The sequence below is a fragment of the Glycomyces harbinensis genome (assembly GCF_900101745.1).
Classification (GTDB): Bacteria; Actinomycetota; Actinomycetes; order Mycobacteriales; family Micromonosporaceae; genus Glycomyces; species Glycomyces harbinensis.
Genome location: NZ_FNAD01000009.1, coordinates 75,742 through 101,722 on the forward strand (window position 1 = coordinate 75,742; position 25,981 = coordinate 101,722).

Below are 25,981 nucleotides of genomic sequence, written 5' to 3' on the forward strand. Positions count from 1 at the left end.
CCGGTCCTGGGGCGGTGCGGCGTCCCGATGCCGGGCAACGGGGCGCCGCTCGGTCTCGGCCCGGCGGCACTGGGCTCAGCGGGGTCGGCCCGTGCGGGCCTTCCGGCGCTGGACCCGGGGGCCGGACCGGCGGCGGCAGGTGCCGCCGGTCCGGACCCGCGGGAGGAGCTTAGAGCCCGCTTCCTGCGAGTTGGATCGCTTCCTCGGCTGAGGACTGGATCTGGTCCCACACCTCGTCGGACTCGAAGGTGCCGTCGACGACGCCGTTGAGGACCGTCTCGACCGCGCCCTTCACCGGCGGGTGGTAGTACGAGTAGGTCAGCGGCGGGAAGCTCTGGACCGAGGCGGCCAGGATCTGGCCGGTCGGGGCGTCGCTGAAGTACGCGTTGGTGGAGTCGGCGACCTTCGGGTCCGCCTGCGCCTCAGGGGAGGACGGGAAGTTGCCGACGGCCTCGAAGACCTTGACCTGCTGCTCGGGGGCGCTCAGCCACGCGGCCAGTTCGGCGGCCTCCTCGGGGTGCTGGCTGGTGGCGGGGACCGCCAGCCACGAACCGCCCCAGTTGCCGGCGACGCCGGGAGCCGCGGCCATGTCCCACTTGCCGGCGTTGTCCGGGCCCGAGTTGGGCTCGATGACACCGGAGGGCATCCAGCCCGGGCACGGCATGACGGCGAAGCCGCCCTCGGCCTGGGCGGCGATCCACTCTTCGCTCCAGGAGACGAAGTTGCCGATGGCGCCCATCTCGTTGAGCTCGAGCACGGTGGCGACCGACTCCTGAGCCGCGGGGGACTCGAGGGTCAGGTTGCCGTCGGCGTCGACGTACATCTCGCCGTCGTTCTGGCCGGCGAGCTGGCCCAGGAGCATGTTCTGCAGCTGGGTCGGGCCGTCGAGGAAGGCCACGCCGGTGTCGGCGTCGACGTACTGCTGGGCGAGGGCCTTGAAGCCGTCCCAGTCCGCCCACGCGGCGGCGAGCTCGGTGCGGTCGGTGGGAAGCCCGGCCGCCTCGAAGAGGTCCTTGCGGTAGCACATGCCCATGCCGCCGACGTCGGTGCCGAAGCCGACCTGCGTGCCGTCGGGGCTCTGTCCGAGCTCCCACTTCCAGTCGACGTAGTCGGCCGAGCGGTCGGCGTAGTCGGTGCCGAGGTCGTACCAGTGGTCGGGGTTGGAGAAGAGCTGGACGACGCCCTGCTCTTCGATGCCGACCACGTCGCCGGCGCCCGAGCCGGTCTCCAGCGAGGTCTCCAGCGTGGGCCGGAATTCGGCGTCCCAGTTGACGCCGTCGCCTTCGAGGACCACGTCGACGTCGTCGTGGAGGGCCTCGTACTCGGCCTCGAGCCCGGCTTCGGTGTACCCGAAGGTGCCGAAGAGGGAGACGGTGAGCTCGATCTTGCCGTCCTCGGTCAGGCCGGTCTCTTCGTCGCCGCCGCCCGAGCAGGCGGCGGTGAGCGCGAGCGCCCCCGCGGCGGCGGCCGCGAGGGCCGCCTTGCCGTGCTGTCGTTTGAGGAGATGCATCTTTGCTGGTTCCTTCCAGGCGCCTCGGCGGCGCCGTGTGCTTACAGAGGGGTTGAGGGAATCGATGGTGTTGTCGTGCAGAGCGCCCGGGGTGCGGGCCGCCGAGAGTGCGCGGCGGCCCGCGGACTGAAACCGCCGAGGCGATCGCTCTTGGGAGCGATACCAGGATCGTACGGGAGCGTGTTCCATGACGCAAGTCCGGATGTGAGGGTCGTTACTTGCTTGTAATCCTGCCGGGCGGCCGACAAGAATCGAAGGTCGCAGATCCATAACTGTGATTCGGGATCAACAAGACGTTGAGCTGGCAAAATATTTGCCGGCTGGGGGTACATCGGCAGGTCCACGAAGAAATTTAGAGATATCAATGTATTGACATATCGGGACGGACCTTGGGAACATGGCCTGGGAGCGCTTCCGCATTACGGTCCGTTTCGTTCCACTCGTGCGATTCAACGACCACGAACCCGGCATGAGCGCTCCCATGAAAACGGACATACCACGCTAATCTACGGCTCGCTCGCATCGCCGTGACCGCTAATCTGCGGCCTGCGCGCATCGCCGTGACCGACCACTCTCAGGAGTAGCCATAATGGATCTCGACACTCCGGCCCCGCCGGCCAGGCGGCGCCGATGGCGCCGCGCCGCGGCGGTGACGCTGCCGGTCGCCCTCGTCGGCACCTTCGCAGCCGTGGCCGCACCCCAGGCGTTCGCCGCGCAGTACTGCGGCGGCCTCGAATACAAGGTCGTCTCCAGCTGGGGCTCAGGCTTCCAGGCCAACGTCATCCTCACCGCGGGCGACGCGGGCCTCAGCGGCTGGGACATCGAATGGGACTTCCCGGCCGGCACCAGCGTGACCAGCGCGTGGAACGTCGACTGGAGCCAGAGCGGCACCGGCTTCACCGGCTCTGACGTCGGCTGGAACGGCACGGTCGCCGCCGGACAGACCCGCGAGGTCTTCGGCTTCATCGGCTCGGGCCCGGCCACCGCGCCGACCGGCATCACTGTCAACGGCGAGTCCTGCGACGGCTCCGAGGAGCCGGTAGAACCCGAGCTCGAGGTCTCGCGCGCGAACGTCGTCGTCGACGCCGGCTCGACCGCCTCGATCGACGTCGGCTTCTCGGCCGCCACCACCGCCGCGGCCACGGTGACCACCTCCCGCACCTCCGGCTCCACCGACCTCACGGTGGCCTCGGGCGGCTCGCTCGCCTTCGCGGCGGGCGCCACCGCCACCAAGCCGGTCACCTTCAGCGCCAGTGCGAACGCCGAACCGGGCGAGTCGGCCGTCTTCACGGTCTCCGCTCCCGGCTACGACCCGCTGCCGGTGACGGTCACGGTCGCCGACCTCGGCGAGGTCACGCAGAACGAGGAGCGCTTCCTCACGCTGTACGACCAGCTCGCCGGCGCCGACTCGCCGTACCTGCACGAGACGGGCGTCCCCTACCACTCGGTGGAGGAGCTCATCGTCGAGGCGCCCGACTACGGCCACGAGACCACCTCGGAGGCGCTGAGCTACCTGATGTGGCTCGAGGCCGCCTACGGCCAGGTCACCGGTGACTGGTCGGGTTACAACAACGCCTGGGACGTGACCGAGCAGTACGCGATCCCGGACCTCAACCCGACCAACTACGACCCGAACTCCCCGGCCTCCTACGCTCCCGAAGCGGACAGCGTGGACGCCTACCCGACGCAGATCGACTTCGACGCCCCGGTGGGCACCGACCCGCTCGGCGCGGAGCTGCGCTCCACCTACGGGAACAACCAGATCTACGGCATGCACTGGATCCTGGACGTGGACAACGCCTACGGCTTCGGCGAGTGCGGCGACGGGACCACCGAGCCCGCGTACATGAACACGTTCCAGCGCGGCTCGCAGGAGTCGACGTGGGAGACGGTCGCGCACCCGTCGTGCGAGACCTTCGACTTCGGCGGCCCGAACGGCTTCCTCGACCTGTTCGTGGGCGACGAGGCGTACTCCCAGCAGGAGCGCTACACCAACGCCCCCGACGCCGACGCGCGCGCCGTCCAGGTCGCGTGGATGGCCCAGCAGTGGGCCGAGGAGCAGGGTCAGGCCTCGGAGATCTCCGGGTCTCTGGAGAACGCCTCCAAGATGGGCGACTACCTGCGGTACGCCATGGCGGACAAGTACTTCAAGCAGATCGACGGCGACTGCATCGGCATCGAGAACTGCGCCGACGGCACCGGGAAGAACTCGTTCCACTACCTGATGAGCTGGTACTACTCATGGGGCGCGGGCGCGAACGGCGACTGGTCGTTCCGCATCGGCGGTTCCGGTGTCCACCAGGGCTACCAGAACCCCATGGCCGCTTACGCCCTCTCCGAGGGCGGGCTGACCCCCGACTCGCCGACCGCTGCGGCGGACTGGGCCGCGAGCCTGGACGCACAGCTGGAGTTCCTGGAGTGGCTCCAGGTTCCGGCCGGTTCGCCGGGCGCGGGCGCCATCGCCGGCGGCGCGACGAACAACTGGGGCGGCAACTACGGCACCCCGACCACCTCGGCCGAGCACGAGGGCCTGTACTACGACGAGCAGCCCGTGTGGCACGACCCGCCGTCGAACCGCTGGTTCGGCTTCCAGGTCTGGGGCATGGACCGCACCGCGCAGTACTGCATGGAGACCGGTGAGGCCCGCGCCTGCGAGCTGCTGGACAACTGGGTGGCGTGGGCGCTGTCGGAGAGCGAGATCAGCGCGACCGACTACAGCCTGCCGGGCGACCTGGAGTGGAACGGCGAGCCGGGGGCGGGCCTGTCCGCCACGGTGAGCACCATGTCCAAGGACCCGGGTGTGGCCGGCGCGTTCGCGAAGATCCTGTCCTACCACGCGGCCGCCACCGGCGACACCGCGTCGCAGACGGCCGCTTCGAACCTGCTGGACGGCCTGTGGGCGGTCAACGACGGCATCGGCGTGACGCAGACCGAGGGCCGGGCGGACTACTGCCGCTTCGGCGACGAGGTCTACATCCCCGAGGGCTGGACCGGCACCATGCCGAACGGCGACGTCCTGGAGAACGGGGTCACGTTCATCGAGACCCGCTCCTTCATGACGGAGTTCGAGGGCTGGGACCAGGTCCAGGCGTACATCGACGGCGGCTGCACGGGCGCGCCGCCGGAGTTCGACTACCACCGCTACTGGCACCAGGTCGAGGTCGCCACGGCGTTCCAGACCTACGCCGCGCTGTTCGAGTAGGGCAGTGGAGCGACTGGAGTAGACCGAGGGCGCGGCGCCCGTGACCAGCGGGCGCCGCACCCGATATGACGCGATGAACGGCGCGACCGGTTGCAGCTGCTGCAACCGGTCGCGTTTCTCATTGCGCCCCTCACGGTTCGCTGAGCACACAGGTCGGCTCCGCCGGGCCTTCGAGACGGATCCCACCGGGACCGACCTCTATGCTCAGCGCTCTCCGGCCCCCCTCGGCCGGCGCGCTGGATGTAGTTGTGGGCCTTGCGTTGCGCCCTGCTCAGTCGACGTCGATGTCGAGGTCCTGCGCGGCGTCCCAGAAGCTCTCGGAGACGGGCCGGGTGCTGGCGATGCCTGCGAGCGCGGGCACGCCGCCGGGCAGGTACGTGGAGGCGATGGTGGTGTAGTCCGAGCCGTCCTCGGCGTGGGCCACGCTGATGGTGCCGCCGCTGCGGATGAGCCGCAGCCAGATCTCGTCGGACTCGGTGTCCACCGGGGACAGCGACCAGTCGGTGTGGTCGCGGGTGGTCACGGTCGTGACGAGGTGCTGGCCCCCGAGGTACTCGGCGCCCGTGCGGATCCAGTTGTAGTCGTCGACGCGGATGGTCAGCGAGGCTTCGGAGTGCTGGTGGCGGTGCTCGGGGCGGAAGCGCATCGCGATCTCGCCGTCCCCGTCGAGCCTGAGGCCGTAAATGTAGACGTGGTCGCGCTGGTGCTCGGTCCCCGCGCTTCGACTGAAGGTGGTCTTCGTTTCGAAGTAGGGAGTGATCAATCCACCGTCAACCGTCCATTGTACTTCTTCTGAAGGAGACTGCATCTTTCAATGATGCCACACGCGAAATGGTCGTATTTTGACAAAACGGTCATGGTAACCCAAAGTTAATCCAGACTTCGGGTTTGTCACCTGCCTGAAACCGCAGCTCAATGCGGATCTGATGCACTCGGTGCGGTATCCGTTACGCTTCCCGGAGAACGCACGGCCAGGCCCTCCGGAGCCCGGAGCGCCTGCGGCCCAGTGCTTCCGCCGCGCGGCGCGCAGGGGCCGATGCCGACCACGTTACCCCGCCCGCGCCGACCGCGCCCTCCGCGAGGCCAATGCGCCGCGCGCTGCATGTGATCCTCATTGTTTCGCGAGTTCGCTTCTGCTTTTCGCGGGACCGGGCGGACTAGAGTGCCGGAGACTCGGACCCGTGTCCTCTCCGGCCGCTCGACCGTTAAACCCGGATAGAGGAGTACGCAGGCACGGAAGCGAAGGCGAATGAGGAGATAGCGTGAGCATGCAGCATTCAGCGAGGCCGGCGTCGCATGACACCGATGCGCCCGAAGGGGGCCGGGGCCTGCCGCGCCAGGATCGCACCGCGCCGCCTCGCCGCTCGCGGCACACCGCCGACGCCGCCGACCAGGCCTCGATGGTGGTGCCGATACCGGCCCGCTCGCGCCGGAACCGGCGCGAGGAGCCCTCGAAGCTCTTCTCCCTGGAGCAGCCGCCGCCGCTGGAGGCGCCCGCGGGGATCACCGAGATCACCGGCTGGTCCCTGGCCTCGGCGATGTGGCGCGACCACCTGCCCGAGCAGCTGCTGGGCATCGACTGCGCCTCCTGTCGCCAGGCCTGGCCGTGCGACACCTGGAAGATCGCCGACGACCTGCTCACCGAGTGCTGCGAGGCCGCCGGAGGCGCCCCGGCCGCGGCCCGCTAGTCAGGACTTGAGTCGACCCGACTCAACTTTAGTGTATTTCGTCACAATCATCGCGATCGCCTTGACACTCGATATCCGCAGGCAGAACATTGAGTCTATCCGGCTCAACTTGGTTCGGGGTTCCCGCCCGGCCGTGTGCGGCGGCGCTTCGGTCCCGAAGCGCGGAGACACCTGTTCTGCTACTCAAGGAGATCAATATGGCACGTGCGGTCGGTATCGACCTCGGCACGACGAACTCCGTGGTCAGCGTCCTCGAAGGCGGGGAAGCCACGGTCATCACCAACGCCGAGGGGGCAAGGACCACCCCGTCCATCGTCGCGTTCGCCAAGAACGGCGAAGTGCTGGTCGGCGAAGTCGCCAAGCGCCAGGCGGTCACCAACCCCGACCGCACCATCCGCTCGGTCAAGCGCCACATGGGCACCGACTGGACCGTCGACATCGACGGCAAGTCGTACACCGCGCAGGAGATCAGCGCGCGCATCCTCATGAAGCTCAAGCGCGACGCCGAGGCGTACCTGGGCGAGAACGTGACCGACGCGGTCGTCACGGTCCCGGCGTACTTCTCCGACGCGCAGCGCACCGCCACGAAGGAGGCGGGCGAGATCGCCGGGCTGAACGTCCTGCGCATCATCAACGAGCCGACCTCCGCGGCCCTGTCCTACGGCCTGGACAAGGGCGAGGAGGAGCAGACCATCCTCGTCTTCGACCTCGGCGGCGGCACCTTCGACGTGTCCCTGCTGGAGATCGCCGACGGCGTCATCCAGGTCAAGGCCACCTCCGGCGACAACCACCTCGGCGGCGACGACTGGGACGACCGGGTCATCCAGCACCTGGTCAAGACCTTCAACGGCCAGTACGGCGTGGACCTGTCCAAGGACAAGATGGCCATGCAGCGCCTCAAGGAGGCCGCCGAGAAGGCCAAGATCGAGCTCTCCAGCGCCACGCAGACCTCGATCAACCTGCCGTACATCACCGCCGGCCCCGACGGCCCGCTGCACCTGGACGTCTCGCTCTCGCGCGCCGAGTTCGAGCAGATGACCTCCGACCTCCTCGACCGCTGCAAGAAGCCGTTCGAGCAGGCCGTCAAGGACGCCGGGATCAACGTCTCCGAGGTCGACCACGTCATCCTCGTGGGCGGCTCGACCCGCATGCCGGCCGTGTCCGAACTGGTCAAGCGCCTCATCGGCCGCGACGCGCACAAGGGCGTCAACCCGGACGAGGTCGTCGCCGTCGGCGCGACCCTCCAGGCCGGCGTCCTCAAGGGCGAGGTCAAGGACGTGCTGCTCCTCGACGTCACGCCCCTGAGCCTGGGCATCGAGACCAAGGGCGGGATCTTCACCAAGCTCATCGAGCGCAACACCACGATCCCGACCAAGCGCTCGGAGGTCTTCACGACCGCCGACGACAACCAGCCGTCGGTGCTCATCCAGGTCTTCCAGGGCGAGCGCGAGATCGCGGCCTACAACAAGAAGCTCGGCACCTTCGAGCTCACCGGCCTGCCGCCGGCGCCGCGCGGCGTCCCGCAGATCGAGGTCACCTTCGACATCGACGCGAACGGCATCGTGAACGTCTCCGCGAAGGACTCGGCCACGGGCAAGGCCCAGTCGATGACCATCAGCGGCGGCTCCAGCCTCGGCAAGGACGACATCCAGCGGATGATGTCCGAGGCCGAGGAGCACGCCGAGGAGGACCGCCAGCGCAAGGACGAGGCCGAGGCCCGCAACATGGGCGAGTCGCTGGTCTACCAGACCGAGAAGCTGCTGGCCGAGTCCGGCGACAAGGTCCCCGAGGAACTCAAGGGCCGCATCAACGACGCCACCGGCAACCTCAAGGGCGCCTTGGGCGGCAGCGACATCGAGGCGATCAAGACCGCCACCGAGGAGCTGTCGAAGGTCAGCCAGGAGGCCGGCCAGGCCATGTACGCGGCGGCGCAGACCGAGCAGGGCTCGCAGCCGCAGGGCGACGCGGGTGCGGCTCCGGGCGCCGACGACGTCGTCGACGCCGAGATCGTCGACGACGACAAGGACCAGAAGTGACGGACGAGGGCAACAAGGACGCCGAAGACCCGCAGCCGCCCGAGCCCGAGCAGGGCGACGACGAACTGACGGTCGACGACATCCTCGCGGCCGCCTCGGACGACGGACAGGCCGCGGACGACGCGGTGGCCGTCCTCCAGGCGACCTTGGAGGAGCGCACCAGGGACCTGCAGCGGATCACCGCCGAGTTCCAGAACTACCGCAAGCGGGTCGAGCGCGACAAGGCCCGCTCCGGTGAGCTGGCGACCGCGGCGGTGCTCCAGGGCCTGCTGCCGGTGCTCGACGACCTGGACCGGGCGCGCAGCCACGGGGACCTCAACGGCCCCTTCGGCTCCGTGGCCGAACAGCTCGTCAACGCACTGCACAAGCACGGGCTGGAGCCCTTCGGCGAGAAGGGCGACCCGTTCGACCCGCAGCTGCACGAGGCCGTGGCGCACATGCAGATGCCCGACGTGGACGGCCCGACCTGCATCGACGTGATGCGGGCGGGCTACCGCCTGGGCGACAAGCTGCTGCGCCCGGCCCTGGTGGCCGTGGCCGAGCCGCTCGACGAGCCGGCCGAGCCCGCCGCACCGGAACCCGGCGCCGACGAGCCCGAGACCGCCGAGGCGGCCGAGGCCTCCGAGCCCGAGGCCGACGCGGTCGACGTCGCCGAGGACACCGACGCCGATGCGGCCGAGGCCCCCGCGGCCGCAGCGGAGCCGGAGTCCGAGGTAGCGTCCGAGGACGAGTCCGACGGCAAGGGCAAGAAGCGTAAACACAAGGGCGGCAAGGACTCCTAGTCCGCTAGGTTCTCCCCGCCCTGCAACGAGCACAGTGAAGGAGGCGTCCCGTGGCATCGCAGGAATGGCTTGAGAAGGACTTCTACGCCCTACTCGGCGTGCCGCAGGACGCCTCCAAAAAAGACATCGAGAAGGCGTACCGCAAGCTCGCGCGCGAACTCCACCCCGACCACAACCCGGACCCGGACGCCGAGGAGCGCTTCAAGGGCGTCTCCGAGGCCTACTCGGTCCTCCACGACGACAAGGCCCGCGGCGAGTACGACCAGATCCAGCTGATGAAGTCCGGGCGCGGCGGGTTTGGAATGCACAGTGGCGGGGCCCACGCGGCGCCCGGCGGCGTCAACCTCGAAGACCTCTTCGGCTCCGGCGCCTCCGGCGGCTTCTCCGACCTGTTCGGCGACCTGTTCTCCCGCGGCGGCCAGCGCCGCGGCGCCGCCCAGCGCGGCAACGACCTGCGCACCCACATCACCCTCGACTTCGCCGACGCCGTCAAGGGCACCACCACCGAGATCCGGATGCGCGCGCCCGGCGAGTGCGAGACCTGCCACGGCTCCGGCGCCAAGCCCGGCTCCGCCCCGACCACCTGCCCCCGCTGCAACGGCAGGGGGCTGGTCACCGAGAACCAGGGCGCGTTCAGCTTCGCCCAGCCGTGCCCCGAATGCGAGGGCACCGGCACCGTCGTCGCCGACCCGTGCCCCGACTGCGGCGGCACCGGCGCCACCACCCGCGACCGCGTCGTCACAGTCCGGGTCCCGGCCGGGATCGGCGACGGCCAGACCATCCGCCTCGCCGGGCGCGGCTCCCCCGGCGACCGCGGCGGACCGTCCGGCGACCTGCTCGTCCGCATCGCCGTCCGCGCGCACCCGCTGTTCGCGCGCGACGGCGACAACGTCACGCTGCGCCTGCCCGTCTCCTTCCCCGAGGCCGCCATGGGCGCCAAGGTGAAGGTCCCGACCCTCGACGGGCCCGTCACCCTCAAGATCCCCGCCGGCACGCCCACCGGACGCGTCCTGCGCGTCAAGGGCCGCGGCGTGCCCGACAAGGGCGACCTGCTCGTCACCGTCGACATCGAGGTCCCCTCCTCGCTGTCGGCCGACGCCGCCGACGCCCTCGAACGCTACGCGGCCGCCGCCCCGGCGGCCGACCGCTCGAAGCTGGAACAGCTGACGGGCCAATGATGTTGCACTGTTCGACCGCACCGCGCGCGACCGCGCGCGGCACGACGCCGCGGACGGGGACACCGCCCGCGACCACCGGGCCCACGGGCGCCCGGTAAGGCACCAGGGAGGAACCGTGACCGCCTCGGACCGCACCGGCGGCCCCGCCAGCGGGCGCAGCCCCGACATGGGCGGGCCCGGGCGGGTGCGCATCGAGATCGCCTTCCGCCAGCGCGTCCCCGGCGGCGAGGACATCGACTTCGACGCGAAGATCCTCGCGATCTCCGCGGCCGCCGAGATGGCCGGGATGCACCCGCAGACCCTGCGCCAGTACGACCGGCTCGGCCTCGTCGAGCCCGCCCGCACCCCCGGCGGCGGCCGGCGCTACTCCGCGCGCGACGTCCTGCGGCTGCGGGAGATCCAGCGGCTCAGCCAGGACGAGGGCGTCAACCTCGCCGGCATCAAGCGCATCATGGACCTCGAACGCGAGGTCCACGCCGTGCGCGCCGAGGCCGCCGCCCGCATCGAGGGCCTCGCCGAAGAGCTCCGTCGGGCGAGAGCGCAGCTCGCCGAACTGCGCGCCGTCGCCGGCCCCTTCGGCCGCTCGACCGACATCGTCCTGTGGCGGGGCGACCAATGACGACCGGTATGCGGTCGCACCGGTTTCGTTAGGATCGGGCCCATGCGAAGACGACGACGCCGGCATCGAAGTCCCCGGCCCGGCAGCGGGCCCGGGCTCCGCGGGTCGGAGCCGACTAGGGGGCGTGAGCGTTGCTCATAGCCATCGGACTGGCCATCATCCTGGCAGTCACCGCCGCCACGGGCTTCTTCGTGGCGCTCGAATTCGCCTACACCGCCGTCGACCGGTCCAAGCTCGAAGACCTCGCCGCCGGCACCGACGCCAAGCGGGCCTCCCGGGCCCGCCGCGCGCTCCAGATCTGCTCCCAGCTGTCCTTCGCCCTCTCCGGCGCGCAGCTGGGCATCACCGTCACCGCCCTGTTCGTCGGCTTCTTCGCCGAGCCCTACCTGGGCCGGGGCCTGGCCGACCTCCTCGACGTCTCGGGCGTCCCCGCGGCCCTGTCGGTCACCATCGGCGTGACCATCGCGTTCCTGTTCGCCAACGTCGTCCAGATGATCCTCGGCGAGCTCGGCCCCAAGAACCTCGCGATCGCCCGCACCGAGGCGCTCGCCCTCGGCCTGGCCGCCCCCACCCGCTTCTACCTCACCGTGTGCGGACCGATCATCCGGTTCTTCGACGCGGCCTCCACCCGGCTCCTCAGGCTCCTGGGCATCCAGGCCGTCGAGGAGCTCGAGCACAACGCGACCGCCGAGGACCTGCACCGCATCATCGACGTCTCCCGCGACGAGGGCGCGCTCGAGAAGGAGCTGTCCCTGCTGCTCGACCGCGGCCTGGACTTCTCCGACACGACCGCCGACCGGGCCATGACCCCGCGCGTCAACGTCCACACCCTCGCGGCCGAGGCCACCGTGGCCGACGCGGTCGAGGCCCTCGCCGGGGGCCATTCGCGCTTCCCGGTCGTCGGCGACGATGTGGACGACCTGCGCGGCGTGGTCGGCCTCGGCCAGATCATCGCCGTCCCGCGCTCGATGCGCGAATCCGTGCGCCTCTCCGAGATCGCCGACCCGGCCATGCTCGTGCCCGGGTCCCTGCCGCTGCCGCAGCTGCTGGAGCAGATGCGCGGGCGCCACCGCCAGCTCGCCTGCGTGGTCGACGAGTTCGGCGGCTTCGCCGGGATCGTGACCCTCGAGGACCTCGCCGAGGAGCTGGTCGGGGAGATCCGCGACGAGCAGGACCGGTTCGAGGCCGTCCCGGTCTCCCTCTCGGGCGGCGCCTGGCTCATCCCCGGGCGCTGGCGCGTCGACGAGGTCGCCGACGCCACGGGCGTGCAGCTGCCCGAAGGGGAGCATTACGAGACGCTCGCGGGCCTGGTCATGGCCGAGCTGGGCCGCGTGGCCCACCCCGGCGACACCGTCGAGGTGAACACTGTGGCGGCCAACGGCGGCTACGACGAAGACGGCGACGGCGAGGCCGATCCGGCCCCGCGCAGCGTGAAGCTGGTGGTCGTCTCGTGCGCGCGCCATGTGCCCCTGATGGTCGAGTTCCACCCGCAGTCCGAGGAGGCGCGCGCGTGAGCACCGGTCCCGCACTGCTGATCTCGCTGATCCTCCTGGCCGCCAACGCGTTCTTCGTGGCCGCCGAGTTCGCGCTCGTCGCCTCGCGCCAGCACCGGCTCGAACGGGACGGCTCCGCCGCCGCCCGGGCCGCCCTGCGCGGCACCAGGAACCTCTCGCTCATGCTCGCGGGCGCGCAGCTGGGCATCACCGCGTGCACGGTCGGCCTCGGCGCCCTGGCCGAGCCGGCCCTGGCGCACGCCATCGAAGTGCCGCTGGAGCACCTCGGGCTCGAAGCGGCGGCGCATCCGATCGCGTTCGCCATCGCGCTCTTGATCGTGGTGTTCCTCCACATGGTCGTGGGCGAGATGATGCCCAAGTCCTGGGCGATCACCCGCCCCGAGTCCTCGGCGATGGCGCTGATCTGGCCGTTCACCGCGTACGTGTGGGTGACCAAGCCGATCCTGCTGGGGCTCAACCACGGTGCGAACGCGATCCTGAAGCTGCTCAAGGTCGAGCCGGCCGACGAGAAGGCCCAGGCCCACTCGCCCGAGGAGCTGCGCTACCTGCTGCGGTCCTCGGCCGAGGCCGGGGTGCTGGGCGAGCCGGAGCACCAGATGCTCACGCACGCCATCGAAGTGCAGCGCCGCGGCGTCGGCGAGGTCGCGATCCCGTGGGACGAGGTCGTGACGATCCCGTTCGGCGCCGACGCGGTGGAGGCCGAGGAGCGCAGCCGCGCCACCGGCCGCTCGCGCCTGGTCGTGGTGGACGGGGAGGAGCGCCCGGTCGGGCTGGTCCACGTGCGCGAGGCCGTCCAGGCCGCGCCGGACGTCCCGGTCACCGACCTGGCCGCGGCCCCGCTGCTGGTCACGGCCGACACCACCGTGGCCGCCGCCGTCGCGCTCATGCGGCGCCAGCGGGCCCAGCTCGCGCTGGTCACCGGCGCCGACCGCGAGGTCACCGGCCTGGTCGCCATGGAGGACCTGCTGGAGGAGATCATGGGCGACTTCGAGGACGAGACCGACAGGCCCTTAGCGACGACCACATGAGAGGGGGCCTCGGCTTCGCCGGGGCCCTTTTCCCGTGCCCTCTGGACGAATCGCGACGACACGCGGACCGTGGCGTGTTCGTCGCCGGTTTCGGGGTCTTCAGGCGTGATCATGATTCATCAACCGTTTCCTGTGACTCTGGAAGACCATGTCGAAATTCTTCGAGGAAACCGGGCCCGAATTCGCCGTCGCCATGCGCGGCTACGACCGCAATCAGGTCGAAGAGTTCACCACCCGGCTGTATCAGAACATCAAGACCCACGAGCAGCACCGCGATGAGGCCGCGCGTGCATTGGACGCCACCGAGCAGCAGTTGCGCCGCGCCGAGGAGCGCATCGGCGCCCTGGAGCGGCGCGTCTCCGACCGCGCCACGCAGATCGCCGAGGCCGAGCAGCCGACCCTGGCCGGGCTCGGCGCCCGCGTCGAGAAGATCCTCCGCGCCGCCGAGCAGGACGCCGGGGTCCAGAAGGCCGACGCGAAGCGCCAGGCCGCGGCCATGCTGGGCGAGGCCCGCGCCGAGGCCGAGGCGATGATGCGCTCGGCCCACACCGAGGCCGCCGACATCACCGCCACCACCGACCAGGACGTCACCGAGATCCGCGCCCGCGCGGTCAACGAGACCACCGAGCTGCGCGAGAACGCGCGGCGCAACCACGACCTCGCCGTCGCCGACGTGCACCGCGAGGTCCAGACCGCCCAGGGGCAGGCGCGGGCCGGGGCCGAGAAGGCCCGCTCGCAGGCCGACCGCGAGATCGCCGTCCTGCGGGCCACCGCCGAACGCGAGGTCACCGAGCTCAAGGCCATGGCCTCGCGCGAGGCCGACGAGCAGCGCAACGCCGCGCAGCGCCTCCTCGCCGAGGCCGCCGAGCACCGCAAGCGCCGCACCCAGGAGCTGGCGCTCACCGAGGCCGACCGGCGCGAGCGGGCCCAGAAGGAGGAGGCCGACCGCCACCAGCAGGCCATCGCGACCGCGCAGCGGATCGTCTCCGAGGCCGAGGACCGCCTGGCCCTCGCCGAGGAGCGCGCCCGCAGCGCCGAGAACCGGGCCCTGGAGCGCCGCGAAGAGGCCGAACAGCACGCCAAGGACGCGCTGAACCGGGCCGCCGAGCAGGTCAAGGCGGTCACGGCCGAGTCGGTGAAGGAGGCCGACCGCCTGCGGCGCAGCGCCCAGGAGCGCGCCGCCGAGCGCATCCAGCCGCTCGCCGAGGAGGTCGAGGCGCTCTCGCGGCAGCGCGACAGCGCCGGTTCGAACCTCACCGACCTGCGCCGCCAGCTGGGCCTGGTCTCGGGCGAGGAGGAGTCGACGGTCGCGCAGAGCCCGCCGCGCTCCTACGACTCGCCCCTGACCGGCAGCGGCTTCGACTCGCCGTCTATGGGGAGCGGCCAGTCGAGCGGGGTGTTCGAGTCCGAATCCGCGCCGATCCCGATCAACCGCCAGCGGGACGGCTCCGACATCGACCGGACCCAGCAGCTCCCGGTGGTCCGATAACCGAAGGCAGTGCCGCGCGCCGCGGTCGGACCCAGTGGGTAACGGAATCCATCGAATCCGTTCGCCGCACTGGCCGACCGCGGCGCGGCCCTATATTATAAATAAACTGAACTAATTCGCTGAGGGCGGATCGTCGCCCTCCGCACACCCCGGAGCGGTCCGCGCCAGCGGACCGCGAGGCCGACCAAGGCAAGCGGTTCACCGCCTCGGGCCGACCCTCCGCAACACCGACCACAGGAGCCCCCGCACTATGCAGCGCCGCATCTCGCTGATTCCGCAGCCGCAGCAGCTCACCGCCGCCGACGGCGACCTCGACCTGGCCTCCCTCGGCGCCATCGCGTCGGACCCCGAGCTGCGCTCCCTGGCCTGGCTCCTGTCCGACCTCCTCGACCGCGGCACGGGCCTGCGCCTGCCCGTCGTCGACCACGCCGAGGGCCCGGTCCTGCGCCTGCGCCTCGACACCCCCGCCCCGGAGCGTCCCGCCGACCTCACCACCGCCGCCGAGGCCTACCGCCTCGACGTCACCGCCGACGGCGTCGACCTCGTCGCCGCCCACCCCGCAGGGATCAGCCGCGGCATCGCCACCCTCCGCCAGCTCCTGCCCCCCGACGCCCTCCGCGACGCCCCCGCCGCCGATCCGATCGTGCCCCTCGTGGCGATCCGCGACGAGCCGCGCCTGCGCTGGAGGGGCGTCATGCTCGACGTGGTCCGCCACTTCCAGCCCAAGGACTTCGTGCTCAAGATGATCGACCGGGCCTGGATGCACCGGCTCAACGTCGTCCACCTGCACTTGACCGACGACCAGGGCTGGCGCTTCGACGTGCCCTCGCGCCCCGGGCTCGCCGAGACCGCGTCCTGGCGCGCGGAGACGAAGGTCGGCCACGCCCGCGACGAGTCCGCCGGCTACGAGCCCACCCCGCACGGCGGGTTCTTCTCCGTCCCGGACCTGCGCGAGATCGCCTCGTACGCGCGCGTGCGCCACATCATGATCGTCCCCGAGGTCAACCTGCCGGGCCACGCCCGCGCGGTGCTCGCCGCCTACCCCGAACTCGGTGCGGGCCAGAACGAACCCGTCTGCCCGACCTTCGGCGTGTTCGAGGAGGTCCTGGAGCCCACGCAGGCCTCGCTGGACTTCGCGCTGGAGGCCTACACGGCCATCGGCGAGGTCTTCGAGGGCCCGTTCGTCCACATCGGCGGCGACGAGGTCCCGATGACCCAGTGGGAGTCCTCGCCGATCGCCCGCGAGCTCATGGAGCGCGAGGGCATCGCGGACGTGCGCGGCGTCCAGGCCTGGTTCACGAAGGCCTTCTGCGACCACCTGACCGGGATGGGCAAGCGCGTCATCGGCTGGGACGAGATCCTCGACGGCGGCGCCCCCCAGGAGGCCGTGGTCCACGTGTGGCGCAACGAGGCCTACGTCAAGAAGGCCATCGCCGCCGGCCACCAGGTCGTCGCCTCGCCCGAACCGTACTGCTACTACGACCACTACGAGAGCGACGGCCCCGACGAGCCGCTGCGCATCCACGGGCACACCCCGGTCGAAAAGGTCGCCGGCTGGGACCCGGTCCCGCCCGGGACCGACGAGTCCAAGGTCCTGGGCATCCAGTGCCAGCTGTGGGCGGAGTACATGCCCAGCCCCAAGGACGTCGAGTACGCGGCCTTCCCGCGCCTGTCGGTCCTCGCCGAGGTCGGCTGGACGAACCTCGAAGTGCGCGAGGCGAACCCGGTCCTGGACCGCCTCGGCGACCACCTGGAACGCCTGCACGCCATGGGCATCGGCTACCGCCCCCTCGAGGGCCCCAAGCCGTGGCAGCGCGGCGGCACCGGCCGGCGCAAGCGCTTCGACCGCGAGTTCGTCGAGCACCCCGCCGAGTAGGCGGCCCCGCGAACCGGAGCCGCAGGCGCTGCGCCGCAGCGGCTTCGAACGCGGACAGACGAAGAACCCTCGCGGGCGGCTACGGCCGCCCGCGAGGGTTTCTTTACGATGGAGGCCCCGGCGGCGGAGCTGGCTTATTGCGGGTCAGCAGCAGGGTCAGCAATATGGGAGCGCCCGCCCCGTCGCCGGGGAGTCAGTGGACCGGGCCCCGAGGGGCCCGGTCGCGACTACGGACGCCCGTAGCCGTCGATCGATCCGCTGTAGTCCATGTCGACGATCTTCACGACCGTGCTCGAGTTCGGGGCGTGGATGATCTCCCCGCCGCCGATGTAGATCCCGACGTGGGACAGGTTGTTGTAGAAGACGAGGTCGCCCTCCTGGAGCTCGTCGCGCGAGATGCGCGCCGTCTCGTCCCACTGCATCGCCGCGTTGTGCGAGAGCGAGACGCCCACCGCGCCCCACGCGCCCTGGGTCAGGCCCGAGCAGTCCCATGAGTCCGGTCCGGCGTCGCCGTAGCCGTAGGGGTCGCCGAGCTGGGCGTACGCGAACTCCACCACGCCGGAGGACCCAGAGTAGTTGCTGTCGCTGTAGTCGGGCGGGTTCTCCTCGGCGTACGCGTCGTCGTACTCCTCTTCGAGGGCGGCGATCTCGGCCTCGATCTCCTCCTGCTGCTTCTCGATGTCCTCGAGGATCTCGTCGGCGCTCGCCTGGAGCGCCTCGAGCTCGGACTTGCGGGTCTGGAGCTCTTCGACCTGCGCGAGGTTGGCCGCCAGGGCCTCGTTCTCGGCCGAGGTCAGGTTCTCGAGGTACATGAGGCGGTCGGCGAAGTCGGCGGGGTCGCCGGACAGGACCGAGTTGACCATCGCGAAGTCGCCGCCGGTGTAGGCGCTCGCCGCGAACTCGCCGAGCGCTTCGGTGGCCTCGAGCGAGGCGGCCTCCAAGAGGGGCAGCTCCGCCTCGATGTCGGCGATGAGCTGGTTGGCGTCGTCGAGTTCTTCGCGCTTGGCGTTGAAGTCCTCGATGACCTTCTCGAGGTCTTCGTTGCGCTCGTCGATCTCCGCCTGGATCTCGTCGCTCGTCTGCGCGGACGCCTGCGAGGCGCTGAGCAGCGCCGCGGTGGCCGGTAGCAGTGCGACGGCTGCGATGGCAGCCGCGATTCGCCGGGTACGCACCAAGGATGCGCTCCTTCCTCTGGCCGCCTACCGGGTTAGCTGTCGGGTTCGGGCGGAAGGAAGGGTCGCCCTACGCGCCCGAGGACGCGATTCACCCCGTCGGCCCTCGTGGCGCCGACTGCTGGTTCCCCGGTTCGGAAGGGCGGGGTGCCCGGCCGACTCGGCGGTGCCGCGCGGCGGATGCGGGGTGCACCCGAGTTTCCGACGCGACGGGTTCACGTTAGAGGTGCCTTCTGCGCCTTGACAAGGGCGGGGGGAGAATTTCTCGCACAATGGCACGGAATACTACGGGCCGCTGCTCAGGGCTAACGAGCAGTTGCCGGGATACCCCTGCGGGGTATACACTGACGACCGGAGGGAAGCGACATGGCGAGCGATCAGACCGACTGCGGGACGGCACACGGGCCCGGCGACGGCGGCGAGAACCAGCAGTACTGGTACCACGGCGACAAGGCCGCCCTCACCCGCCGCCTCAAGCGCATCGAGGGGCAGGTCCGCGGCATCCAGCGGATGGTCGAGGACGACGAGTACTGCATCGACATCCTCACCCAGATCTCGGCGTCCACCAAGGGCCTCCAGGCCGTGGCGCTCAACCTCCTCGAGGGCCACCTGGCCCACTGCGTCGCCGAGGCCCAGACCTCCGGCGACGAGGCCGCCGCCAAAGCCAAGGTCAAAGAGGCCTCGGACGCGGTGGCCCGCCTGCTCAGAACCTGACCGTAAGGAGTCGACATGGAAACCGTGTACGTCGTCAAAGGCATGACCTGCGGGCACTGCGCCGGCAGCGTCACCTCCGAACTCACCGCCCTCCCCGGCGTCGAGGGCGTCGACGTGGCCCTGGAGACCGGCAACGTCACCGTCAAGAGCGCGGCCGCCCTCGAACTCGACCAGGTCCGCGCCGCCGTCGACGAGGCCGGCTACGAACTGGTCGGCGTCGCGTAGACCCGCGGACCCTGGACACCCGTTCACCTGAGTGCCCGGGTTCCTCGCCAGCTTTAAGGCTGGGGAACAACCCGGGCACTTGCCTGCCCCGGTTCCGCGGAGCGGAACCGGGGCAGGGGAAATGTCGGACCCGTTGTCTATGGTGTTGGTCGTGCAGCTTCGTTACACCTACCGGGTCTACCCGACCGCGCCGCAACGCTCCGCGCTGGCGCGGACGTTTGGGTGCGTCCGGACGGTGTTCAACGACGCTGTCGCCGCGCGCCGGAAGGCGCACTCCGCGGGACTGCCGTTCCCATCCACGGCGGTGCTCGACAAGCAGCTGATAACGGCGGCGAAACGCACTCCAGAGCGGGCCTGGCTGGCTGAGGTGTCGACGGTGCCGTTGCAACAAGCATTGCGGGACTGCCATGTGGCATACCGGAACTTCTTCGACTCGCTCAGGGGGAAGCGAGGCGGGGCACGGATCGGACCACCGCGTTTCAAACGCCGTTCGAATCGGCAGACCGCCCGATACACACGCAACGGATTCGCCCTCAAACCGAACGGCCGGTTGTATGTGGCGAAGGTCGGTGAGCTCAAGGTCGTCTGGTCGCGTCAGTTGGTGGCCGAACCCAGCTCAGTGACGATCGTTCGGACAACGACGGGAAAATACTTTGCTTCCTTTGTCGTCGGTGTCGATGACGGAGCCGAAAAGCTGGAGCCGTGCGCCGACCCAGAGGCCGAGACCGGGATCGACCTTGGCCTGAAGAGCTTTGCCGTGCTGCGCGGCGGAAAGGTGATCGCGAACCCGCGATTCTTCGCTCGGATGGAACGTCAGCTGCGGAAGGCGCAGCGGGACCTGTCTCGCAAGCAGCAAGGCTCGGTGAATCGCGAGCAGGCCCGTATCAAGGTTGCGAAGATCCACGAGCGGGTCCGGAATACGCGCGAGGACTGGCTGAACAAACAGGTCAAGACACTGGTGAGCGAGAACCAAGCTCTCTATGTTGAAGACCTGAATGTGCAGGGCCTCTCACGCGGTCGGGCTGCGAAGTCAGTACGCGACGCCGCATGGGGCAGATTTTTGGGGAAACTCGAATCGAAAGCGGCCAGGACCGGACGCACCTTCGTCAAAGTCGACCGGTGCTTCCCCTCGACGCGGTTGTGCTCCATGTGCGGTGCGCTGACCGGCCCACAAGGGCCAGCGGACTTGAGAGTGCGGACCTGGGTCTGTGGGTGCGGGGCGGTCCATGACCGGGATGCCAACGCGGAGGTCAACATCCGTCGCGAAGGACAGCGTCTCGTGGCTGTCGCCGTGAAATGAGCAAGACCCGTCGCCCGGGGGCACTGGGAGACGCAAAATGCCTGTGGAGGGTTGGTAAGACCAGGAACACCTGGCGCGGCCTGTTGAAGCAGGAACCCGACCGTAGCCGGACCGCAACAGCGGCCCGCAAGCCGGGAACCTCCGCCGTTCACGGTGGAGAGGATGTCAACGGGTGTTCAGGGTCTCGTCGTTGCGGGCCGCTGCGCCGATTGACGTAAAGTCGACGCATGGCAGTCTCCGACGACGACCGTTCCGTCGAGCTCGACGAGGACTTCTCGGTGCTCCCGGACCAGACCTCCGACGACACCGACCAGGGCTGGGGCGAAGCGATCCCGCAGCGCCCCGCGCGCTCCAAGCTCACGGCCCGGGACCTCGACCTCCTGGCCGAGCGCCCCCCGCACTGGTAGCCCCCTTCCCGCACACTCCGCCGCCCCCGCAAGGGAAGCGGCCCGAAGCCGTGCCCGGCGACGCCGCCGCGACCGCGTTGCAGGGGCCCGGATCGGGGAGAGGGAGGCTCTCCCCGATCCGGGCCCCTGCAACGCCTGTCCCGCGGACAGGCCCTCTGCGTCGAGCAGCGGGCTTTCGGCCTAGCCCTTCACGGCGCCGCCGGTCAGGCCCGAGACGATGTAGCGCTGGAGGCTCAGGAACACCGCGACCGTCAGGATCGACGTCAGCAGCGTCCCCGCCGCGAAGATCCCGAAGTAGCTCGCCGGCGAGTTCTCCGCCGTCAGCGTCTTCAGCCCCACCGCGAGCGTCATCTCCGGCCGGTCGGTCAGGAACAGCGACGCCAGGATGAAGTCGTTCATCGTCCCCACGAACGCCAGGATCCCCGAGATCGCGATGATCGGCGCCGCGAGCGGCAGGATCATCCCGAAGAAGATCTGCGCGTGCGTCGCCCCGTCGATCGTCGCCGCCTCGTCCAGCTCCTTGGGGATCGTGTCGAAGAAGCCCTTCATCAGCCACGTCGAGACCCCGAGGGCCCCGCCCATGTACACGAGCATGAGCCCGAGCTTCGTGTTCAGCCCCGCCACCGGGTAGAACTCGCCGATCGACCCGAAGATCAGGTACAGCGCCACGACCGCCAGGAACGCCGGGAACATCTGGATCAGCAGCAGGAACAGCAGCATCGGCCGCCGGCCCCTGAAGCGGAACCGGCTGAACGCGTACGCCGCGAGCGACGAGATGAAGATCGAGATGAACGCCGCCGGGACCGCGATGACGAGCGAGTTGAGGAACCACCGCCCGAACGGCACGTTCGGGTCGGAGAACAGCTTCTCGAAGTTGCCGAGGCTGAACCCGGTCGGCAGCAGGCTCGTCGAGGACAGCGTCCCGTTCGGATTGAACGCCGCCGAGATCACGTACACGATCGGGACGAGCCCGAACACCAGCACCGCGATCGCGACCAGGTGCCGCCAGCCGGTGTCCCCGAACCACTTCGCGGCCCCGGGCCTGCTCTTGCGCTTCACAGGCGCCGAAACCGTCATGAGTACACGTCCTCCTGGTTGCGGGTGAAGCGGAACATGAACGCCGAGATCGTGGCGACGATCAGGAAGATGAACACGCTGATGGCGCTGGCGAAGCCGTAGTCGGCGCTCGAGGACCCGAAGGCCTGGCGGAACGCGTAGGTGATCAGCAGGTCGGTGCCGCCGACGGCGTCGCCGGCCCCGAACGGGTGCCCGCCCGAGAGCAGCTCGATCGCGTTGAAGTTGTTGAAGTTGAACGCGAAAGAGGAGATGAGCAGCGGGGTCAGCGCGATCAGGAGCAGCGGCAGCGTGATCTTGCGGAACGCCGTCACGCCCGTGGCCCCGTCGATCTTGGCCGCCTCCAGCGAGTCCGAGGGCAGCGCCTGGAGCGCGCCGAGCGAGATGAGGAACATGTACGGCCAGCCGAGCCAGGTGTTGGCGATGAGGACCATCGCCCGCGCCGACCAGGTGCCGCCGTACCAGTTCACGTTGAGGTTGAACAGCTCGTTGATGAGGCCGAAGTCGCGGTTGAACATCTGCGCCCACACCAGCAGCATCGCGAAGGACGGCATGGCGTACGGCAGGATCATGAGCGTCCGGTAGACCTTGGTGCCGCGCATGGAGGGCTTGTTGAGCGCCATGGCGGTGCCCAGCCCGATCGCGAAGGTGAACAGGACCGATCCGGCCGCGAACATGACGTTCCAGGCGAAGATCCCGAGGAAGGGGCCGCGGATGTCGGGGTCGGTCAGGACGTCGAGGTAGTTGTCGGCGCCGATGGTGACGCGCCAGCCGACGAGCGCGGCCTCCCCGTCCTCGGTGAGGAAGGAGCCGGTCTCGTTGTCGGCGTACCAGACCGTGCCGGTCCCCGAGTCGGTGATGCAGTCGCAGGCCTCGTCGTAGGAGCGGGTCGAGGCCCCTTCGAACGCGGACAGGCCCTGCACCTTGATGCCGGTCTCGGGCCCGGTCGGGACCGCGAGCTCGGCCAGCTCGGCCTGGCGCTCGTTGAGCTCGGCGAGGTCCCACACGGTGTAGTCGGGGGCGGCGGTGATGCGGCCGGTGGGGTCGACGGTGGCGTCGTCGAGCTCGGTCAGGCCCTCTTCCGTTCCGGCCCAGGTGGAGCCGTCGGCGGTGTCCGTGAGCAGGAGGGTGAGCTCGCCGGCGGCGGACTCGCCGACCGCGAGCAGGTACGTCGCGCCGCCGGGGGTCTGCTGCACGCCCGCGGCGATGATCGCCTCGGTGGCCTGCTCCTTGTCGACCCGGTGCCCGTCACCGTAGTTGGAGAAGGAGGTGCCGACGGTCAGCACGACCGGGAGGATCTGGAAGGCGAGGAGCAGCAGGGTGCCGGGGATGAGGTATTTGAGCTGGATCGCCCGGCGCTGGAGGTACACGTAGAAGATGACGGCGACTACGAGCGCCTCCAGCGCCAGGCCCCACCAGGCCTCGGCCGCGATGAGCGGCACGGCCGCCCAGACGGCCAGCGCGGCGACCACCGCGAGCACGCCGATCTTGATGAGCAGGCCCGCGGCGGTCGCGGAGCCTTTGGGCCGTTGGTCGAGCACAGTGCGATCCTTCGCTCGTCGAGGGCTTGCCGGAGGTCGTGGGGGACGGTCGTGCGGACCGGCCCCTTAGGGCCTGTCCTGTGAATCAGAACGGTCGGGCTCCGGCCCATTTGCCCGCTCGCTGCGTTGTCAGGGCCTTCGAATACAACACCGGTATTCGAAGGCCCTTCCGCCTTGCGAGCGAACAAATGGACTCGGATCCCGCCTCGCCCTGATTCACAGGACAGGCCCTAGGAGCCGGCGACGGCGTCGCGGATGGTCTGCGCGGCGGTCGTGGCGGCTTCCTCACCGGTGGAGACGCCGTCGATGGCGTCGGCCTCGGCGCGGCCGAAGGGCTCCCAGACGGCGTTCATCGCGGGGATGTTCGGCATCGGGACGGCGTTCTCGCCGGCGGCGGCGAAGCCGAGGACGTCGGCGTTGCCCTCGGAGTAGGCCTCGGCGGCGGCGGTGAGCGCCGGGAGGCGCCCGCCCGCTTCGGCGAGCTTGAGCTGGAGGTCCTCGGTGAGGACGTAGTTGGTGACGAACTCCTGGGCGAAGACGGCGTTGGCCGCGGTGGCGGAGACGTAGAAGCCCTGGACGCCCAGGAACGGCGAGGCCGGGCCCTGGCCTTCGAAGCCGGGGATGGCGGTGACCTCGTAGTTGAGGCCGGCGCCCTGGACGTCGGTGAGGGCCCACGGGCCGGAGATCATGAACGCGGTCTTGCCGTCGACGAAGAACGGGATGACGTTCGAGGCGTCGTAGGTGGTCTTGAGGATGCCGTCGGCGCCGAGTTCGGCGAACTTGTCGAACGCGGCGATGCCCTCGGGGGAGTCGACGCCGACGTCGGTCGGGTCGAGGTTGCCGGAGCCGTCGTCCTTGAACAGGTAGGCCCCGAAGGAGGAGAACAGCGCGTAGGCGCTGTAGGCGTTGCCGTCGACGCCGACCTCCATGGTGAGGACCTCCTGGGTGCCCGCGGCCTGGCCGGCGGTGATGAGCTCCTCGAAGGTGGCGGGGGCGGCCGGGGCGAGGTCGGTGTTGCGGATGAGCGCGAGGTTCTCGAGCGCGTAGGGGACGCCGTAGACGTTGCCCTCGACGGTGAAGGCCTTGACGGAGGCTTCGCTGAGGGCGGTCTGCTGGTCGGCGCTGAGGGTGACGGGGGCGATGACGCCGTCGGCGGCGAACTGGCCGGACCAGTCGTGCGCGCCGACGATGATGTCGGGGCCCTGGCCCTGCTCGGCGGCGGTGAGGAAGTCCTCGCGGAGGGTCTCCACGTGCTCTTCGACGGTGACCTTCACGCCGACGCTCGCCTCGAAGTCCTTGACGAACTCCTTGAGGACGGGAGTGCGGGTCTCGTCGGCCCAGATGACCAGCTCGCCCGAGAACGAGTCGGTCTCCTCGCCGGACGAGTCGCCGTCGTCCGAACCGCAGGCGGCGGCCGCGCCGAGAGCGGCGGCCGAGACGGCGGTGATACCCAGGGTCCTTCTACGCATGTGTCTTTCACTCCTCGTTGAGGGGCCCCGGGGCGGGGGCCGCTGGTGCGGGACTCGCGTCCCGACTCCATCACACATTAGCAAGATGTTTCAGAATGAGGAAAGCCTTGCAACCAAACTGTTGCTAAGTTTCAGATAGGCTAGTCTGTCATCATGCGGCTTCGACTCTCTGACATCGCCCGGCAGGCCGGGGTCAGTGAGGCAACGGTGTCCCGGGTGCTCAACGACAAGCCCGGCGTCGGTCAGCAGACCCGACAGTCCGTCCTCACTGCTCTCGACGTGCTCGGTTATGAACGCCCCCAGGCTCTCCGCAAGCACGCTATCGGCCTCATCGGCCTCGTCGTGCCCGAACTCGAGAACCCCATCTTCCCGCTGTACGCGCAGACGATCTCCAACGTCCTGGCCGGTTCGGGGTACACCCCGGTGCTGTGCACGCAGACGCCCGGCGGGGTTTCGGAGGACGAGTTCGTCGAGATGCTCCGGGAGCGGGCCGTCGCCGGCATCATCTTCGTTTCGGGCTTGCACGCGGACACCACCGCCAGCACCGAACGCTACCAAGAGCTGAAGGACAAGCGCCTGCCCGTGTCCTTCGTCACCGGCCACCCGGAGGGCGTCGAAGCCGCCTCGTTCTCCTGCGACGACACCGTGGCCGCCCGCATCGCCGTCGAGCACCTCGCCGGACTCGGCCACGAGAAGATCGGCCTGGTCTCGGGCCCGGACCGCTACTGGCCGGTGCGCCGCAAGATCTCCGGCTACCGCGCCGCCATGCAGGGGGTCGGCCCCGAGCTCATCGAGCTCACCCTCTTCGGGGAGCAGGGCGGGTACGCGGCCGCGTCCCGGCTCATCGACCGCGGCGCGACCAGCGTCGTCTGCGGCTCGGACATGATGGCCCTGGGCGCGATCCGCGCCGCCGAGGAACGGGGACTCAACGTCCCGCAAGACTTTTCCGTCGTCGGCTACGACGACTCCCCCCTCATCGCGCACACCAACCCCCCGCTCACGACCGTGCGGCAGCCGGTGCGCGACATCGCCACCGCCGCCGCCCGGGCGCTGCTCGACGAGATCGCCGGGCAGCCCACGCCGTCGTCGGAATACCTGTTCCGGCCCGAACTCGTCGTACGCGGTTCCACCGGTGCGGCGCCCCGAGACTGAAAGGG

General features: G+C 69.9%; 21 protein-coding genes and 1 riboswitch. Of the genes, 15 read left to right on the forward strand and 6 right to left on the reverse strand.

The window, feature by feature from the left end; genetic code table 11:
• Positions 1 to 169: 169 nt before the first annotated feature.
• Positions 170 to 1,510, reverse strand: a complete 1,341-nt coding sequence (locus BLQ63_RS15855) for an ABC transporter substrate-binding protein (RefSeq protein ID WP_177154963.1) — start codon at positions 1,508 to 1,510, stop codon at positions 170 to 172.
• Positions 1,511 to 2,099: 589 nt separating this feature from the next.
• On the opposite strand from BLQ63_RS15855, the gene BLQ63_RS15860 reads away from it, so the two are divergent.
• Positions 2,100 to 4,712, forward strand: coding sequence for a glycoside hydrolase family 48 protein (locus BLQ63_RS15860; RefSeq protein ID WP_091037141.1), 2,613 nt, complete (start codon positions 2,100 to 2,102; stop codon positions 4,710 to 4,712).
• 271 nt (positions 4,713 to 4,983) lie between these two features.
• Here BLQ63_RS15860 and BLQ63_RS15865 read toward each other — a convergent pair whose 3' ends face one another.
• A complete protein-coding gene (locus BLQ63_RS15865; protein ID WP_091037146.1) occupies positions 4,984 to 5,520 on the reverse strand; it encodes a DUF1349 domain-containing protein in 537 nt (178 codons plus the stop codon).
• 454 nt (positions 5,521 to 5,974) lie between these two features.
• Between BLQ63_RS15865 and BLQ63_RS15870 the strand changes: the two genes are divergently transcribed.
• The 9 genes from BLQ63_RS15870 to BLQ63_RS15910 all read left to right on the forward strand — a co-directional run bounded on the left by BLQ63_RS15870 (position 5,975) and on the right by BLQ63_RS15910 (position 16,922).
• On the forward strand, positions 5,975 to 6,400 hold the full coding sequence (locus BLQ63_RS15870; protein WP_143014939.1) for a hypothetical protein: 426 nt from the start codon (positions 5,975 to 5,977) through the stop codon (positions 6,398 to 6,400).
• A gap of 197 nt (positions 6,401 to 6,597) precedes the next feature.
• Positions 6,598 to 8,436 (forward strand): molecular chaperone DnaK, encoded by a 1,839-nt coding sequence (gene dnaK / locus BLQ63_RS15875; RefSeq protein ID WP_091037151.1) that lies wholly within the window; start codon positions 6,598 to 6,600, stop codon positions 8,434 to 8,436.
• Positions 8,433 to 9,218, forward strand: coding sequence for a nucleotide exchange factor GrpE (locus BLQ63_RS29975; protein WP_091037156.1), 786 nt, complete (start codon positions 8,433 to 8,435; stop codon positions 9,216 to 9,218). The genes dnaK and BLQ63_RS29975 overlap by 4 nt, the downstream gene beginning before the upstream one ends.
• A 50-nt stretch (positions 9,219 to 9,268) precedes the next feature.
• On the forward strand, positions 9,269 to 10,396 hold the full coding sequence (gene dnaJ, locus BLQ63_RS15885) for a molecular chaperone DnaJ (protein WP_091037161.1): 1,128 nt from the start codon (positions 9,269 to 9,271) through the stop codon (positions 10,394 to 10,396).
• A gap of 166 nt (positions 10,397 to 10,562) precedes the next feature.
• Positions 10,563 to 11,015 (forward strand): heat shock protein transcriptional repressor HspR, encoded by a 453-nt coding sequence (locus BLQ63_RS15890; RefSeq protein WP_091037603.1) that lies wholly within the window; start codon positions 10,563 to 10,565, stop codon positions 11,013 to 11,015.
• A gap of 131 nt (positions 11,016 to 11,146) precedes the next feature.
• Positions 11,147 to 12,529, forward strand: a complete 1,383-nt coding sequence (locus BLQ63_RS15895) for a hemolysin family protein (RefSeq protein ID WP_091037164.1) — start codon at positions 11,147 to 11,149, stop codon at positions 12,527 to 12,529.
• Positions 12,526 to 13,557: a hemolysin family protein gene (locus BLQ63_RS15900; protein ID WP_091037167.1), complete on the forward strand. Its 1,032-nt coding sequence runs from the start codon at positions 12,526 to 12,528 to the stop codon at positions 13,555 to 13,557. The genes BLQ63_RS15895 and BLQ63_RS15900 overlap by 4 nt, the downstream gene beginning before the upstream one ends.
• Positions 13,558 to 13,705: 148 nt before the next feature.
• The gene (locus tag BLQ63_RS15905; protein WP_091037171.1) at positions 13,706 to 15,046 is read left to right on the forward strand and encodes a coiled-coil domain-containing protein; all 1,341 of its coding nucleotides are present in this window, start codon (positions 13,706 to 13,708) and stop codon (positions 15,044 to 15,046) included.
• Between the two features lie 250 nt (positions 15,047 to 15,296).
• Positions 15,297 to 16,922, forward strand: coding sequence for a beta-N-acetylhexosaminidase (locus tag BLQ63_RS15910; RefSeq protein WP_091037175.1), 1,626 nt, complete (start codon positions 15,297 to 15,299; stop codon positions 16,920 to 16,922).
• Positions 16,923 to 17,149: 227 nt separating this feature from the next.
• Here the strand turns inward: BLQ63_RS15910 and BLQ63_RS15915 are convergent, their stop codons facing one another.
• On the reverse strand, positions 17,150 to 18,094 hold the full coding sequence (locus BLQ63_RS15915; RefSeq protein WP_143014940.1) for a C40 family peptidase: 945 nt from the start codon (positions 18,092 to 18,094) through the stop codon (positions 17,150 to 17,152).
• A gap of 8 nt (positions 18,095 to 18,102) precedes the next feature.
• Positions 18,103 to 18,270: riboswitch (cyclic di-AMP (ydaO/yuaA leader) on the reverse strand.
• Between the two features lie 190 nt (positions 18,271 to 18,460).
• Here BLQ63_RS15915 and BLQ63_RS29660 point away from each other — a divergent pair.
• The 4 genes from BLQ63_RS29660 to BLQ63_RS15935 all read left to right on the forward strand — a co-directional run bounded on the left by BLQ63_RS29660 (position 18,461) and on the right by BLQ63_RS15935 (position 20,740).
• Positions 18,461 to 18,808 carry a metal-sensitive transcriptional regulator gene (locus BLQ63_RS29660; protein WP_091037183.1) on the forward strand — a complete coding sequence of 116 codons (348 nt, stop codon included), beginning with the start codon at positions 18,461 to 18,463 and terminating at the stop codon, positions 18,806 to 18,808.
• Positions 18,809 to 18,823: 15 nt separating this feature from the next.
• A complete protein-coding gene (locus BLQ63_RS15925) occupies positions 18,824 to 19,033 on the forward strand; it encodes a heavy-metal-associated domain-containing protein (RefSeq protein WP_091037187.1) in 210 nt (69 codons plus the stop codon).
• Between the two features lie 151 nt (positions 19,034 to 19,184).
• A complete protein-coding gene (locus tag BLQ63_RS15930; RefSeq protein WP_177154965.1) occupies positions 19,185 to 20,333 on the forward strand; it encodes an RNA-guided endonuclease InsQ/TnpB family protein in 1,149 nt (382 codons plus the stop codon).
• Between the two features lie 227 nt (positions 20,334 to 20,560).
• Positions 20,561 to 20,740: a hypothetical protein gene (locus BLQ63_RS15935; RefSeq protein WP_091037196.1), complete on the forward strand. Its 180-nt coding sequence runs from the start codon at positions 20,561 to 20,563 to the stop codon at positions 20,738 to 20,740.
• Positions 20,741 to 20,920: 180 nt separating this feature from the next.
• Here the strand turns inward: BLQ63_RS15935 and BLQ63_RS15940 are convergent, their stop codons facing one another.
• The 3 genes from BLQ63_RS15940 to BLQ63_RS15950 form a co-directional block, all read right to left on the reverse strand.
• Positions 20,921 to 21,817: a sugar ABC transporter permease gene (locus tag BLQ63_RS15940; RefSeq protein WP_091037201.1), complete on the reverse strand. Its 897-nt coding sequence runs from the start codon at positions 21,815 to 21,817 to the stop codon at positions 20,921 to 20,923.
• A complete protein-coding gene (locus BLQ63_RS15945) occupies positions 21,814 to 23,355 on the reverse strand; it encodes an ABC transporter permease subunit (RefSeq protein WP_091037202.1) in 1,542 nt (513 codons plus the stop codon). The genes BLQ63_RS15940 and BLQ63_RS15945 overlap by 4 nt, the downstream gene beginning before the upstream one ends.
• 230 nt (positions 23,356 to 23,585) lie before the next feature.
• Positions 23,586 to 24,824: a sugar ABC transporter substrate-binding protein gene (locus BLQ63_RS15950; protein WP_177154966.1), complete on the reverse strand. Its 1,239-nt coding sequence runs from the start codon at positions 24,822 to 24,824 to the stop codon at positions 23,586 to 23,588.
• A gap of 153 nt (positions 24,825 to 24,977) precedes the next feature.
• Here BLQ63_RS15950 and BLQ63_RS15955 point away from each other — a divergent pair, with 153 nt between their 5' ends.
• Positions 24,978 to 25,976 (forward strand): LacI family DNA-binding transcriptional regulator, encoded by a 999-nt coding sequence (locus BLQ63_RS15955; RefSeq protein ID WP_091037208.1) that lies wholly within the window; start codon positions 24,978 to 24,980, stop codon positions 25,974 to 25,976.
• Positions 25,977 to 25,981 lie beyond the last annotated feature (5 nt).